The sequence below is a fragment of the Planctomonas deserti genome (assembly GCF_003067705.1).
GTDB lineage: Bacteria > Actinomycetota > Actinomycetes > Actinomycetales > Microbacteriaceae > Planctomonas > Planctomonas deserti.
Window position 1 is genome coordinate 699,534 of record NZ_QANL01000001.1, and the last position, 13,318, is coordinate 712,851.

Annotated in this window: 13 protein-coding genes; 3 read left to right on the forward strand and 10 right to left on the reverse strand. The window is 69.6% G+C overall.

Annotated elements, in window-relative coordinates:
- Nucleotides 1-249: 249 nt before the first annotated feature.
- On the reverse strand, nucleotides 250-1,296 hold the full coding sequence (locus DAI20_RS03195) for an aldo/keto reductase (RefSeq protein ID WP_108249104.1): 1,047 nt from the start codon (nucleotides 1,294-1,296) through the stop codon (nucleotides 250-252).
- A gap of 368 nt (nucleotides 1,297-1,664) precedes the next feature.
- Between DAI20_RS03195 and DAI20_RS03200 the strand changes: the two genes are divergently transcribed.
- Complete coding sequence (locus DAI20_RS03200; protein ID WP_159084893.1) at nucleotides 1,665-2,633, forward strand: SDR family NAD(P)-dependent oxidoreductase; 969 nt, start codon at nucleotides 1,665-1,667, stop codon at nucleotides 2,631-2,633.
- Nucleotides 2,634-2,749: 116 nt separating this feature from the next.
- Here DAI20_RS03200 and DAI20_RS18385 read toward each other — a convergent pair whose 3' ends face one another.
- The 8 genes from DAI20_RS18385 to DAI20_RS03240 form a co-directional block, all read right to left on the reverse strand.
- Nucleotides 2,750-3,361 carry a hypothetical protein gene (locus DAI20_RS18385; protein ID WP_159084894.1) on the reverse strand — a complete coding sequence of 204 codons (612 nt, stop codon included), beginning with the start codon at nucleotides 3,359-3,361 and terminating at the stop codon, nucleotides 2,750-2,752.
- 407 nt (nucleotides 3,362-3,768) lie between these two features.
- A complete protein-coding gene (locus DAI20_RS03210) occupies nucleotides 3,769-4,944 on the reverse strand; it encodes a zinc-dependent alcohol dehydrogenase (RefSeq protein WP_108249107.1) in 1,176 nt (391 codons plus the stop codon).
- Nucleotides 4,945-5,007: 63 nt separating this feature from the next.
- Nucleotides 5,008-6,012 (reverse strand): prenyltransferase, encoded by a 1,005-nt coding sequence (locus DAI20_RS03215; RefSeq protein ID WP_108249108.1) that lies wholly within the window; start codon nucleotides 6,010-6,012, stop codon nucleotides 5,008-5,010.
- Nucleotides 6,005-6,370: a lycopene cyclase domain-containing protein gene (locus DAI20_RS03220; RefSeq protein WP_108249109.1), complete on the reverse strand. Its 366-nt coding sequence runs from the start codon at nucleotides 6,368-6,370 to the stop codon at nucleotides 6,005-6,007. The genes DAI20_RS03215 and DAI20_RS03220 overlap by 8 nt, the downstream gene beginning before the upstream one ends.
- The gene (locus tag DAI20_RS03225) at nucleotides 6,367-6,711 is read right to left on the reverse strand and encodes a lycopene cyclase domain-containing protein (RefSeq protein ID WP_108249110.1); all 345 of its coding nucleotides are present in this window, start codon (nucleotides 6,709-6,711) and stop codon (nucleotides 6,367-6,369) included. Before DAI20_RS03225 ends, DAI20_RS03220 begins: the two co-directional genes overlap by 4 nt.
- Nucleotides 6,711-8,327, reverse strand: coding sequence for a phytoene desaturase family protein (crtI, locus tag DAI20_RS03230; RefSeq protein ID WP_240605925.1), 1,617 nt, complete (start codon nucleotides 8,325-8,327; stop codon nucleotides 6,711-6,713). Before crtI ends, DAI20_RS03225 begins: the two co-directional genes overlap by 1 nt.
- Nucleotides 8,328-8,407: 80 nt before the next feature.
- On the reverse strand, nucleotides 8,408-9,496 hold the full coding sequence (locus DAI20_RS03235) for a phytoene/squalene synthase family protein (protein ID WP_108249111.1): 1,089 nt from the start codon (nucleotides 9,494-9,496) through the stop codon (nucleotides 8,408-8,410).
- The gene (locus tag DAI20_RS03240) at nucleotides 9,496-10,566 is read right to left on the reverse strand and encodes a polyprenyl synthetase family protein (RefSeq protein WP_240605841.1); all 1,071 of its coding nucleotides are present in this window, start codon (nucleotides 10,564-10,566) and stop codon (nucleotides 9,496-9,498) included. The genes DAI20_RS03235 and DAI20_RS03240 overlap by 1 nt, the downstream gene beginning before the upstream one ends.
- A gap of 54 nt (nucleotides 10,567-10,620) precedes the next feature.
- Between DAI20_RS03240 and idi the strand changes: the two genes are divergently transcribed.
- Entirely contained in the window at nucleotides 10,621-11,157 is a 537-nt protein-coding gene (gene idi / locus DAI20_RS03245) for an isopentenyl-diphosphate Delta-isomerase (RefSeq protein WP_108249112.1), read from the forward strand.
- A gap of 338 nt (nucleotides 11,158-11,495) precedes the next feature.
- Here the strand turns inward: idi and DAI20_RS03250 are convergent, their stop codons facing one another.
- Nucleotides 11,496-12,293, reverse strand: coding sequence for an SDR family NAD(P)-dependent oxidoreductase (locus DAI20_RS03250; RefSeq protein WP_108249113.1), 798 nt, complete (start codon nucleotides 12,291-12,293; stop codon nucleotides 11,496-11,498).
- A gap of 78 nt (nucleotides 12,294-12,371) precedes the next feature.
- Between DAI20_RS03250 and DAI20_RS03255 the strand changes: the two genes are divergently transcribed.
- Nucleotides 12,372-13,097 (forward strand): SDR family oxidoreductase, encoded by a 726-nt coding sequence (locus DAI20_RS03255; protein WP_108249114.1) that lies wholly within the window; start codon nucleotides 12,372-12,374, stop codon nucleotides 13,095-13,097.
- Nucleotides 13,098-13,318 lie beyond the last annotated feature (221 nt).

A 13,318-nucleotide genomic window follows, 5' to 3' on the forward strand; every position in this document is an offset into this window, starting at 1 on the left:
CACCCGCGGCAGCCGCTGCCGGCCTGCCGCGCACTGACCTGCCGCCGTTCCCGATTCAGGATCTGTACCTCCGCCACCGTTCGCAATTCAGGCTCAGCTGCAACACGCCGCGTTTGAGGACCGTCGAAACGCAGCGTGTCGCAATGGGGCCTGAATTTGGAACCAGGCGGGGAGGGTCCGAGCGCCAGTCGAGCGAACCGACCGCGCCCCTGCACCCCCGGCCCCTACCGGCGGCGGGGCCCGCGATCCCTATCGGCGGCGGCGTCCCGGGCTGAGCCAGTAGTTCGCGAAGCCCGCGTCGTCCGGGTTCACGTTGGTGCCGGGCGGAACGATCTCGTCGATGGCGTCGAGGGTCGCGTCGTCGAGCTCGAGCGAGGCCGCCGCAAGCTGCGACTCCAGCTGCTCCATGGTGCGGGGGCCGATGATCGCGCTGGTCACGCCGGGGTGACGCAGCACGAACGCGATTGCCAGGTGCACGAGTGGCACGCCGAGGTCGTCGGCGAGGGCACCGAGCCTGTCCGCCGCGTCGAACTTCGCCTTGATGCCGGGCTTCGTGAGGTCGTAGCGGCCCGGATCGCGGTCGCTGCGGTGCGTCGTCGGCAGGTGCTGACCGGCGCGGAACTTGCCGCTCAGCCAGCCGCCGGCCAGCGGGCTCCACACGAGCGTCCCCATGTCGTGGCGATGCGTGGTCGGCAGCAGGTCGGCCTCGATGCCGCGCACGAGCATCGAGTAGGGCGGCTGCTCCGTCACGAATCGCTCGGTGCGGCGCTCACGGGCCGCCCACTGCGCCTCGACGACTTGCGAGGGCTGGAAGGTCGATGATCCGATGTACCGAACCTTGCCCTGGCGCACGAGGTCGTCGAGCGCGCCGAGGCTCTCCTCGATGTCCGTGTGCTCGTCCGGACGGTGCATCTGGTACAGGTCGATGTAGTCCGTGCCGAGGCGGCGGAGGGAGTCCTCGACGGAGCGGATGATCCAGCGGCGCGAACCGCCGCGGTAGTTCGGCTCCTGCTTCATGCCGTTGAAGAACTTGGTCGCGAGCACGATGTCGTCGCGCTTCCCGGACTGCGCGATCGCCTTGCCGACGATCGCCTCGGACTCGCCGAACGAGTAGATGTCGGCAGTGTCGATGAAGTTGATGCCCGCGTCAATGGCGCGGTGGATGACGCGGATCGAGTCGTCGTGGTCCTTGTTGCCCCAGTCCCCGAACATCATGGTGCCGAGGCAGAGTCGGCTCACCTCCACGCCGGTGCGGCCAAGGAAGGTGGTGGGCTGGTTCGTCGTCGAGTCCATCATGGGTTCGACGCTACGCCTGCGCCTGTGGGGGACGTCCCGCCGCAGGGTGTGACGCCCGCTGCCCAGGCTCGAGCTCCGGCCCGAGCTCCGGCGGCCCCGAGGTCCGCCCCTGCCCAGGCAGGAGGTTCCTGCGCAGCTTCTAGCTGGGCGGGATCCTTCTGCCTGGGCAGGGTTTTTGCGGCTTCGGGGGCAGGATGCCTCTGCCTGGGCAGGTTCCATCGGCCTGCCAGGGCAAGTCCTTCTGCCAGGGCAGGATCCCTCTGCCTGGGCAGGAGCGGTGTGAGTGGTGGGGGTGCGCCGTGTCCCGCCGATCAGCGGGGCAGCCGGGTCGGGAGGTCGTTACGGTGAGACGGGACCGAGGAGGTCCTATGGGCAAGAAGAACCGCAGCAAGCATCCCGTCGTCGTCATCGTCGGTGCGTCGAGCGGAATCGGACAGGCGACCGCCCGGAAGTTCGCCAAGCGTGGCGGCAGGCTCGTGCTCGCCGGTCGCGGCGAGGAGGGCCTGGAGGCCGTGGCGGACGAGGTCCGCGGACTCGGCGCCGAGGTGCTCGCCGTACCGACCGACGTGCGCGACGAAGAGCAGGTGCAGGCCCTCGTGCGTGCCGCCGTCGAGCGCTTCGGCCGCATCGACGTCTGGGTCGGCAACGCGTCGGTGTTCAGCTACGGCACCTTCGAGGAGACGCCCTCGGATGTGTTCCGCGACCTCATCGAGACCGACCTGATCGGCCAGATTTCCGGCGCCCGCGCGGTGCTGCCCATCTTCCGGGCCCAGCGGTCCGGAGCGATAGTGTTCGTCGGCTCCGTCTACTCGAGGATCTCCACGCCGCTCGTGTCGGCGTACGTGACCTCGAAGTGGGGCCTGCTCGGCTTCGCCGAGGTGCTGCGCCAGGAGCTGCGCAAGGAGAAGGGCATCTCGGTCTCGACAGTCCTGCCCTCCACCATCGACACCCCCATCTACCAGCACACCGCCAACTACACGGGCGAGCGCATCCACCCGCTGCCGCCGATCGTGGCGCCGAGCCGGGTCGCCTCCACCATCGTGCGGCTGTCGCGCAAGCCTCGGCGCGAGGTCGTCGTCGGCCGGATCCAGGGCCTGATGGTGCCCTTCCACGCGACGACGCCCGGCCTGTACGAGAAGGTCGCCGCCCCCGCCATGGAACTGGTGGCCCTGCGAGGAGGGGACGAGCCGGACACGCGAGGCACCACCGCGGAGCCCGGCGCTCCCGTCGCGACCACAACGGGTGGCTGGCGCAAGGGCCGCGGAACCCGCCTCGTGCTCCTGGCGTCGGCGGCGTGGGTCATCTCGTCGGCCGTGCGCCGCTCCCGCGCGAGCTGAGGCCTTGAGCGAGTCACTCCTCTGAATGAGATTGCTCTCACGCCGGCGATCGGCCGTGAGCATAGCAATGGAGGTACGGACTGCGCCATCCCATCTGTGGGCGTTCGACGTACCGCTTAGGCCATTAGATCGCGAGCGAGACAACATGCGGTCAAGAAGCTCGCCGACTCCATACCCGCAGGAGGCTGCGCGACGTGAATCTCTCTGAACCCCGCAGGCTCATACAGCTGCTGGAATACCTCACGCCGGCAGTCGACCACGACGAATCGCCCACCAACGTGCAAACGAGCGCTCGCGATCACCTGCTTCGCCTCATCGAGTATCACCGAACCCGGAAGCTGACTCCTGCTGTAACGGTCACTCCGGGCAAGCTCAGCAATACTGTACGCACCCGTTGCATCAAGACTTATTCCGCCGGATAGCTTTTTCCGCTTGCTGTTACTCGCCTGGGAAAGGTCAAGAACAGTCATCCCGACAGTGAAGAAAGCAGGAACATCGATGCCTTCATCATCGGACGGAGTGATGAGCACATACGTACGGCTATGGCCGTGATTCTCGTATTTGTGGACATTTTCACGGGCGAAATGCTGCAGATGCTCCGATCTCGCGCATTCGAATGCTTCGAGCCGGGCGATGACCGCTTCTCGAAGAACGGAATATCGAGGGTCGTCTAGTTCAGCGAGAGCGAATACGTCGTAGATTATCCGTTCATCGAGCGAAGCGCTCACGCTTCCCGAAGGGTGCGAGTCACACAGTCTTGAAGTGCGTGAAGACGAGCGCTGAGAGCGTCAGGATCTCGAGGTCTCCTTGAGACGAACCCAGGAGAAGCGGTTAGCGGAACCCCCGATCGCTCCAGTGCGATCAGTTGCTCAACCCCCTCATCGGAGAGAACGTACGGACTACCTAACGCGGCAGAAGCCATCGATCCCACCTTCCATGCCCACGAGGAAATGCATTCGGTCAATCGTACCGGTATCTACGCCGCTCTGTACGTCCCTCGTTCGGGTGTCGCTGGGCGTGTTGCTCCTTGCAGCAAGCGGGCCGATGCATTCCGGCAGTCATGGACCGTGGTGCCGCGCGTAGAAGAGGGGGGCGGCACCGCGCGGTGCCGCCCCCCTCCCGTGTATCGCGTTCCCTACGGGACCAGGACGACCTTGATGCAGCCGTCCTCCTTCTTCTGGAAGATGTCGTACATCTCCGGCGCGCGGTCCAGCGGCACGCGGTGCGTCACGAGGTCCTCGACGCCCAGCGGGTCGGACGGGTCCTCGACGAGCGGCAGCAGGTCGTCGCGCCAGCGCTGCACGTTGCACTGGCCCATGCGCAGGGTGATCTGCTTGTCGAACATCGACTTCATCGGCATCGGGTCGGCCTCGCCGGCGTAGACGCCGCTCAGCGACACGGTCCCGCCGCGGCGCACGGCGTCGAGGGACGCGTGCAGCGCGGTGAGGCGGTCGATGCCGGCCTTGTCGAACACCTTCTTCGCGAGCTTGTCGGGCAGCAGGCCGGCCGCATTCTCGGCGAAGGCCGCACCCGGCGCGCCGTGGGCCTCCATGCCGACCGCATCCACGATCGAGTCGGGACCGCGGCCGTCGGTCATGGACTTCAGCACCTCGACGACGTCGTCCGTCAGGTCGATCGCCTCGACGCCGTGGCGCTCGGCCATCGCGCGGCGCTCGGGCACCGGGTCGACCGCGATGACGCGGTACCCCAGGTGCACGCCGATGCGGCTGGCGAACTGGCCGACGGGGCCGAGCCCCATCACGCCCAGGGTGCCGCCCTCCGGCACCTCCGCGTACTGAACGCCCTGCCACGCCGTCGGCAGGATGTCGCTGAGGAAGAGGTAGCGGTCGTCGGGCAGCTCGTGGCCGACCTTGGTCGCGTTGAAGTCGGCGAACGGGACCCGCAGCTTCTCCGCCTGACCGCCGGGCACGGATCCGTAGATCTCGGTGAAGCCGTACAGCGCGGCTCCCGACTCCTGGTCACGGTTCTGCGTGGTCTCGCACTGGGTGGTGAGCCCCCGGGTGCACATGTAGCAGGTGCCGCAGGCGATCACGAAGGGGATGACGACGCGGTCGCCCGGCTTCAGCGAGGTCACGCCCGCACCCACCTGCTCCACGATGCCCATGTTCTCGTGCCCGAGCACGTCGCCCTTCGCGAGGTACGGACCGAACACCTCGTAGAGGTGCAGGTCCGAGCCGCAGATCGCGGTGGATGTGATGCGGATCACGGCATCCGTCGGGTCCTGGATCACTGGATCCGGGACCTCCTCGACCGATACCTTCCGCTTTCCTTGCCAGGTGAGTGCCTTCATTCCACAGGTCTACGCCGACCGCGGCCGCGGTGCCGGGCCAAGCGCATACCGAGGAGGGAATGCTCAGGCGGCGAGTGCCCGCCACCACATCAGCAGCAGCGTCACCAGGAACCCGGTGAGGAAGTTGAGCCCGAGGAACCGCTTCCAGCCCGCGTTCGCCCGCTCGGCGTGCGCATCGGTCAGCGACAGGAACGGGGTGATCGCGAGCAGGTACGGCACCGCGAGCACGGCTCCGAGGGGGCCGGGCCAGTCGGTGAACAGCATGAGGATGCCGCTCAGGGCATACGCCCCGAACGCGAACCGCACGGTGGCGGCCGCTCCCAGCGCGGTCGCCACAGACGCGATGCCGCCCTCGCGATCCGCGTTGATGTCCTGCACGGCGCCGAACGCGTGGCTGGCCATGCCCCAGAGGAAGAACGCGGCAAGCAGGGCGACGAGCGGCGGCGTGACCGCGGCGCCCGCGAGCACCAGCCCGTAGACCGCCGGGCTGACGAAGTGGGTGCTCGACGTCACGGAGTCGACGAACGGGCGCTCCTTGAAGCGCAGGCCCGCGACGCTGTAGGCGAGCACGGCGAAGACGCTGATCGCGAGCACGAGCCAGGACAGCGGGGAGCCGACGACCACGAGGTAGACGAGGAACGGCACGTTCGTGATCGCGACCGCCAGCAGGGTCGGCCGGTGCAGCGACCGGTCGAGCACCGCCCCCTCGACGCCACCCTTGCGCGGGTTGCGCAGGTCGGACTCGTAGTCGAAGACGTCATTAATGCCGTACATAGCCAGGTTGTACGGGATAAGGAAGTAGAGGGTGCCGATGACCCACGTCGCGTCGATCTCCCGCGTGGTCATCAGGTAGGCGGCCGCGAACGGGAACGCCGTGTTCACCCAGGACAGCGGGCGGGACGACAGCAGGATGGTGCGCCACGCGCCGGCCCGGACCGGGGGACGCGTGCCCGAGCCGGAACCGCCGGACCCGGATCCCGAGCCGGAACCGACCGAGCCGGATCCAGAGCCGGAACCGGCAGCGCCCGATCCCGCCCCCGAGCGCCCGCGCGCGCCCGCGTCACCCATAGGACTCCAGCCCGGACCGGGATCGCCGGCGCAGCAGGTACCAGAGCGCGGGCAGCAGCACGAGCGCGGCCACCGAGTAGGCGAAGTCCTCAATCGGCGCGACGCCGACCTTGAAGCCGAGCAGCTTCTCCTCCGCGTACCCCACAAGGCCCACCTCGATCATGATGTTGTCGAAGATCGCCGTGGCGAGCAGCAGCGCGGCGATGGGCGCGCGGCGCCAGGAGAAGTACTCCGGGAAGTCGAACCGGCTGGTGCCGTAGGGCACGGCGTTCGCCTCCTGCTTCAGTAGGTAGCGCCACAGGACCCCGATGGCCGCGACCGGCACGAGGAAGAAGAGGTTCACCTCGAGGTAGCTCACGAGTTCGCCCTCTCCCTCGCGCGCGCCACGTGCTGATCGGCGATGCGGCCGCACCCGTTGACCATGTTCATCGTGAGGTAGCAGAGCAGGGTGAGGAAGAAGACCTCCTCCAGGGGTAGCTCGGGAGCGATCAGGATGCCCGTCATGATCTCGGTCTCACCGCGGAAGAACACGCCCTGACTGATGCCCGCGACGTCCCAGGCGAGGAAGAAGAGCACGCCCACCACGAGTACGATCGCCGCGTTCCGGGGGTCGCGCCAGAAGAACAGCTTCCACCGGTGGTCGATGAGCGCCATGCCGATCAGGCTCACGAGCAGTGCCGTGAGGTAGATCAGGCCCATCAGGCCGCCTTCGCCTGAGGTTCGTCGCCGCCCTCGGTCACGCCGGACCGCGGCGCGGGCGCGAGGGGCTCGGGCAGCGGGCCCGTCGAGACGTCGCCCCGCAGCCGCTTCACCAGGATCTCGGCGCTGATCAGGCACATCGGTAGTCCGATGCCCGGGATGGTCGATCCGCCGGCGTAGAACAGGCCGTCCACCTTCTTGCTGGCGTTGGCCGCCCGGAAGAACGCGCTCTGGGTGAGGATGTGCGCCGGGCCAAGCGCCGTGCCGCTCCACGAGTTCAGGTCGCCCGCGAAGTCGGCCGGACCTACGGTGCGACGCACCGTCACGCGGGACGCGAGGTCGGGGATCCCGGCCCACGTCGCGATCTGCTCGATGGCGCGGTCGGCGAGGCGCTCGACCTGCTCGTCGCCGGCTCCCTCGATTCCGCCCGCGCCGATGCCCGGGTCGGCCGGGATCGGCACGAGCACGAAGAGGTTCTCCGATCCCGCCGGCGCCACGGAGGCATCCGTCGCGCTCGGACGGCAGACGTAGAGCGATGCCGGGTCCGGCACCGACGTCGGCGCGCCGTTCTTCGCGAGGATCTGGGCGAAGTCGCCGTTCCAGTCCCGGGTGAAGAAGAGGGTGTGGTGCTCGAGCTCGGGTAGTTCGCCCTCGACGCCGAGCATCACCAGGAGGGCGCTCGGTCCGGCGAGGCGGCCACGCCAGTACTCCTCGGGGTAGGTCTGCAGCGCGTACGGCAGCAGCGTCGTCTCGGTGTGGTGCAGGTCGGCGGCGGACACCACGATGTCCGCCTCGATCAGGCCCGTGCCGCCGTCCGCGTCCCGGTACTCGACGCCGCGGACGACCGCCCGCCCGTCCTTCGCCGGCTCGGTGTCGATGCCGGTCACGGGGGTGCCGGTGCGGATGACGACGCCCTCGGCCCGCGCGAGGTCGGCGATCGACTCGATGACGCGGCTGAACCCGCCCTGTGGGTAGAGCACGCCGTCCTCGAGGTCGAGGTGGCTCATCAGGTGATACATGCTCGGCGTGAGGAACGGCGACGAGCCGAGGAACACGGCGGGATAGCCGAGGATCTGGCGGAGGCGGTGGTCCTTCACGTACCGGCCGGCGAAGCGGTCGAGCGGCTCGAGCAGCAGCCGGGCGAGCCGCGGGGTGCGGCGCAGCACGTCCCGCACGATCAGCGGGGTGTAGGACTCGAACGATGTGTAGAGGAAGCGCTTCTTGGCCATCTCGTACGTGTCGCGCGCGGAGTCGAGGTAGCGCGCCATCCGGGCACCGGCGCCGGGCTCCACAGACTCGAACAGGGCGAGGTTGTCCTCGCGGTTGTCCGCGACGTCGAGGGGCTCGGCCTCGTCCTCGAAATAGACGCGGTAGCCGGGCGCGAGGCGGGTGAGGTCGAGCTGCTCGTCCGCGCTCGTGCCGAGCAGCCTGTAGAAGTGGTCGAACACCTCGGGCATCAGGTACCAGCTGGGACCGGTGTCGAAGCGGAACCCGTCGCGCTCCCAGGTGCCGGCCCGGCCGCCCACCGCATCCCGGCCCTCGAGCAGGGTCACGTCGTGCCCGTCCCGGGCGAGCAGGGCGGCGGATGCCAGCCCGGCGATGCCGCCGCCGATCACGACGATGCGCTTCGGCTCCGCACCGGGCGCGGTCGTGCGCCTGCCGCCGAGCGCGCGGCGCCCGGGTCCCCATGACCAGCTCACGCGCTCTGCCCCTCGCTCGGTCGGATGTCCGACGACCGGCTCTCGGTCGACCGGTGATCGTTGGCGCCGCGGACGTTGGTGCTGCGGTTGTCGGCGCCGCGGTCCCGGGAGTTGCGCCCGCGCGACGGAACGGCGGGAGCCCCGACGCCTGCCGACCGCGGCGTGCGCCCCACCGCGGCTTCAGCCGCGAGCCGGAGCTTCACCGGATTCGGCACGCGCACCCGCGAGGTCGCGATCTGCTGCGCCGGGGTCTCCCGGAGCCGGACCGCGAGCTCCGTGAAGAGGGACTGGGCGAGCGCGACGGCGCGGCGACTCGACGCGGGCAGGCGCGGCAGGGTCGCCGCGGAGACCCGCAGGTCGTCGTCGATGTCGTCGAGCAGACGGTTCTTGTCGTGCTCGTCGAAGGACGCCACGTCCACCCCTGGGAAATAGGAGCGCCCGAGCGCCCGGTAGTCCGCCGCGAGATCGCGGAGGAAGTTGACCTTCTGGAAGGCGGCGCCGAGGTGGCGCGCGCCGTCGATGAGCGCGGGGTCCGGCTCCGGGTGCGCCACGGCCGCACCCGACGCGGCGTAGGAGCCGGGGGCGAGGGACCCGGCGCGCTCGGCGCCGCGCTCGTCGAGCAGGAACGCGCGCAGGCACATCAGCCCGACCACCTCGGCCGAGCCGTAGACGTAGGCGTCGAAGCTCTCGGCGGTGTGCGGTTCCGGCGAGAGGTCGCGGCGCATGGAGGCGAAGAAGGGGGCGACCAGCTCGCGGCCGAAGCCGGCCGAACGGGCGGTCAGCGCGAACGCGTGCACGACGAGGTTGGTGCTGTAGCCGCGCTCGACCGCCGAATGGGTCTCCCGCTCCAGGTCGTCGAGCAGCCGCGAGATCTCGTCGTGGGGCACCTGCGCACCGGCGGCCACGCCGTCCACGATCTCGTCGGCGATCCGCACGAGGGCGTAGATGTTCTCCACGTGCACGCGGATGTCGGCCCGGAGCAGGCGCGACGCGAGGCCGAAGGAGGTCGAGTACCGGCGGATGACGACGGAGGCGGTCTCGTGCGCGACGCGGTCGTAGAGAGAGAGGTCGGTCTGCTCGGCCATTAGCGCACCCGCCGCAGCACGGCGTCGACCACGGGCTCGAGCTCGTGGCGCAGCCCTTCCGGGACGGCCGGGTCGGCCAGCCGATCCAGTGCCGCCTGGGCGCGGTCGCGGGCCAGCGAGGTGGCGAAGTCCTTCGCCCCGCAGGACTCGAGCACGGAGCGCACGAGCGCCGCCTCTCCCCTGCTGAGGTCCATCTTGCCGACGAGCCCGGAGATCTCGCGCCACTCTGACGTGCCCGCCGCATAGGCGATGAGGACGGTGCGCTTGCCCTCCCGGAGGTCGCCGAGCGTGGTCTTGCCGGTCTCCTCCTCGTTGCCGAAGACGCCGAGCAGATCGTCAACCACCTGGTAGGCGACGCCGATGTCGTGGCCGAACTGACCGAGCATCGTGACCACGTCCTCGTCCGCCCCCGCGAGCACGGCCCCGGCCTGCAGCGGCCCCTCGAAGGAGTAGACCGCGGTCTTCAGGCGCTCCATGGCGAGGATCTCGTCGACCTCGGGCACGTCGGCCTTGAGCGACAGCTCGACGTCCATGAGCTCGCCCGCGGCCGAGGCGAACACCGCGTCGTCCAGGATCTCCAGCAGGCGCGACCGGATGCTGTCCTCGACCCCGCTTCGGTCGATGAGCCGATAGGAGCTGGTGAGGGCGAGGTCGCCGGCGATGACCGCAGCAGACATCCCGCGGTGCTCGGCGAGCGGCAGCGGGATGCCCGCGGTCGTCGCGATGTCCCGGTAGCTGCCGGAGATGTTGGGGTTGCCGCGTCTCGTGAAGTCGCGGTCGATCACGTCGTCGTGCACGATGAGCGCGGTGTGCAGCAGCTCGAAGGCGGCGCCGACATACACGGCTGCCTCGGGGTCCCGTCCCCCGAGCGCGCGATACGCGGCGAGCACCATGCGGGGGCGGAATCGCTTGCCGCCGGATGCGTTGGCCTGCAGCGTTCCCCAGAGCTTCTCGTATTCGACCCCGTGCTGGGCGGCGCGGGCCCTGGCTAGGCTGAAAAAGCGTTCGAGCACGGCGTCGACCTGGTCCAGTCTCTCCGTCGAGATGGCGTTCAGGTTAGGAGCGTCCACCTGGCGAATCTAACATTGGGCAGCACGCTGATTATCCGAGAAAGGTGGGATTGGGTGCCTCAAGAACTCGTGGTGCTGCTGGCCGACGACGGCACGCCCATCGGCACGGCCGACAAGGCGACCGTGCACGACACCGACACCCCGCTGCACCTGGCGTTCTCGTGCCACATCTTCGACCCGTCCGGCCGGGTGCTCGTCACCCGCCGCGCCATCTCGAAGCTGACCTGGCCCGGCGTCTGGACCAACTCCTTCTGCGGCCATCCGGGCCCGGGCGAGAGCATCGACGACGCCGTCCACCGCCGGGCGGAGCAGGAGCTCGGCATCCAGCTCGACTCGCTCACGCTGGCCCTGCCGGACTTCCGCTACCGGGCGGTGGACGCCTCCGGAATCGTCGAGCACGAGATCTGCCCGGTCTACGTCGCGACGACGCCGGACCCGCTCGACGCCCGCCCGCACGAGGTGATGGACGCGCGGTGGGTCGACCCGGGGTCGCTGCTCACCTCGATCGAGGCGACGCCGTGGGCCTTCAGCCCGTGGTTGACGCTGCAGCTCCCCCTCCTGGTGCCGTCGGCGGCCGCCGCCGGGGCCTGACCCGTGGGTCGCTGACCCGCTACGGTCCCTGAGCTCGCCGAAGGGACGCGAGACAGGGAACGTCGCTTCGACAGGCTCAGCGACCGTGATGAGGTGCGCGCGCCGCCACCATACGGTCCCTGAGCTCGCCGAAGGGATGAAAGACAGGGAACGTCGCTTCGACAGGCTCAGCGACCGTGACGACGTCCGCCCACCGCCACCACACGGTCCCTGAACTCGTCGAAGGAACGCGAGACAGGGAACGTCGCTTCGACAGGCTCAGCGACCGTAACGACGTCCGCCCGCCGCCACCACACGGTCCCTGAGCTTGTCGAAGGGACGGAGGCCGCCCCCGGAACTCAGCGGTCGAGCCGCGCGCGCTCGTAGGCCCGCGAGGGGATCTGCGTCACGAGCTTGCCGCCGCTCACGTCGACGACCGTGCCCGTGATGTAGCGGGACGCGTCGCTGGCGAGGAAGAGGAGCAGGTCCGCGACCTCCGCCGCGTCGCCCCAGCGGCGCAGGGTCAGGGTGTCGAGTAGACGGTTCTGCGCGGCCTCGGGCATGTCGGCGAAACCGTTCATCGCGGTGGGGATCATGCCGGGCGCGTACGCGTTGACCGTCACGTCCCAGGGTCCGAGCTCCCCCGCGAGCACCTTGGTGAACTGCACGACGGCCGCCTTGGATGCCGCGTAGGCGGCGCTGCCGACGCTCGGGATGATCGCCGCGAACGACGCGGCGTTGATGATCCGCCCGTGGTCGCTCTTCTTGAGGTACGGGATGGCGGCCTGGCACACCCGGAACACGCCGGTGACGTTGACGTCGAAGCAGCGCTGCCACGCCGCCTCGTCGATGTCCTCGACCGCGCCCTCGACGTTGATACCCGCGTTGTTGATGACGACATCGATGCCACCGAAGCGCTCGCCGACCGCGGCGAGCGCGTCCCGCACGGACTGTCCGTCGGTCACATCGGCGGCGAAGCCCGCGGCCGTCCCACCCGCGGCGGTCAGCTCGGCCGCGACCTGCTCCACGGCGTCCACGGCGATGTCCAGCGCCGCCACGGTGGCACCCGCCCCGCTGAAGCGCTCGGCGACGACCCTGCCGATGCCGCGCCCCGCGCCGGTGATGACGACGACGCGCCCCTCGAGTCCCCAGTCCATCGGACGTCCTTTCCTCTTGCATGCCATCATGCCGAGTAACGGGTGCCGAGGTCCGGACGCGCGGGAGGGATCAGGAGAATGAGCGATTTCCGAGTGCTCTGGGTGACCGGTGGCGGCAGCGGGATGGGGCGCGCGTCCGCGATCGCGGCTGCCGAGGCGGGCTGGAAGGTCGCCGTGTCAGGTCGGCGTGCATCCGCCGTGCAAGACACGGTGGACCGCATCCGCTCGGCGGGGGGCACCGCGCTTGACGTGCCGGCCGACGTGCGGGATACCGCGTCGCTGCGCGCGGCGCACGAGCGGATCGTCGGGGAGTGGGGGCCGGTGACCGGTCTCGTGCTCGCGGCGGGGCTCAACACGCCGCAGCGGAACTGGAACGACCAGTCGATCGACGAGTTCGCCACGATCGTCGACACCAATCTGACGAGCGTCGCCCGCACCGTCGACCTCGTGCTGCCCGGTATGCGGGAAGCGGGATCCGGGAACGTCGTGGTGGTGTCCTCCCGGTCGGCCTGGCGCTTCTCCCCCGGCTCGGGCGTCGCCTACATGTCGAGCAAAACGGCGCTCGGCGCGCTCGTCGCGTCCCTCAACGACCAGGAGGGCGCGAACGGCGTGAAGGCGTGCCACCTCTGCCCCGGCGACGTGGACACCGATTTCCTCTCCCTGCGGCCCGAGGTGCCGGACGCCGATCAGCGCCTGTCGATGCTCACCGAGGACGACGTCGCCCGCTCGGTGATGTTCGTGCTCGAGAGCCCGAAGCACGTGCGGATCGACGAGCTCGCGATCTCCCCGGTCGGCCAGCGCTAGGCGGTGTTCGCCCCTGCCTGTGCAGCGGCGTCCCCGCCTTACCCCGCCCCCGCATCCTGCCCAGGCAGCGGCATCCTGCGCCACCGTACCCCCGCACCCTGCCTAGGCAGCGGCATCCTGCCCAGCTTTACCCTGGGCAGGATGCCCGTGCCTGGGCAGGGGCGGGAGACAGGCGGGCAGTTGCGACGCGTGCCTGGGCAGGAGCGCGGGGGGGCGGGCGC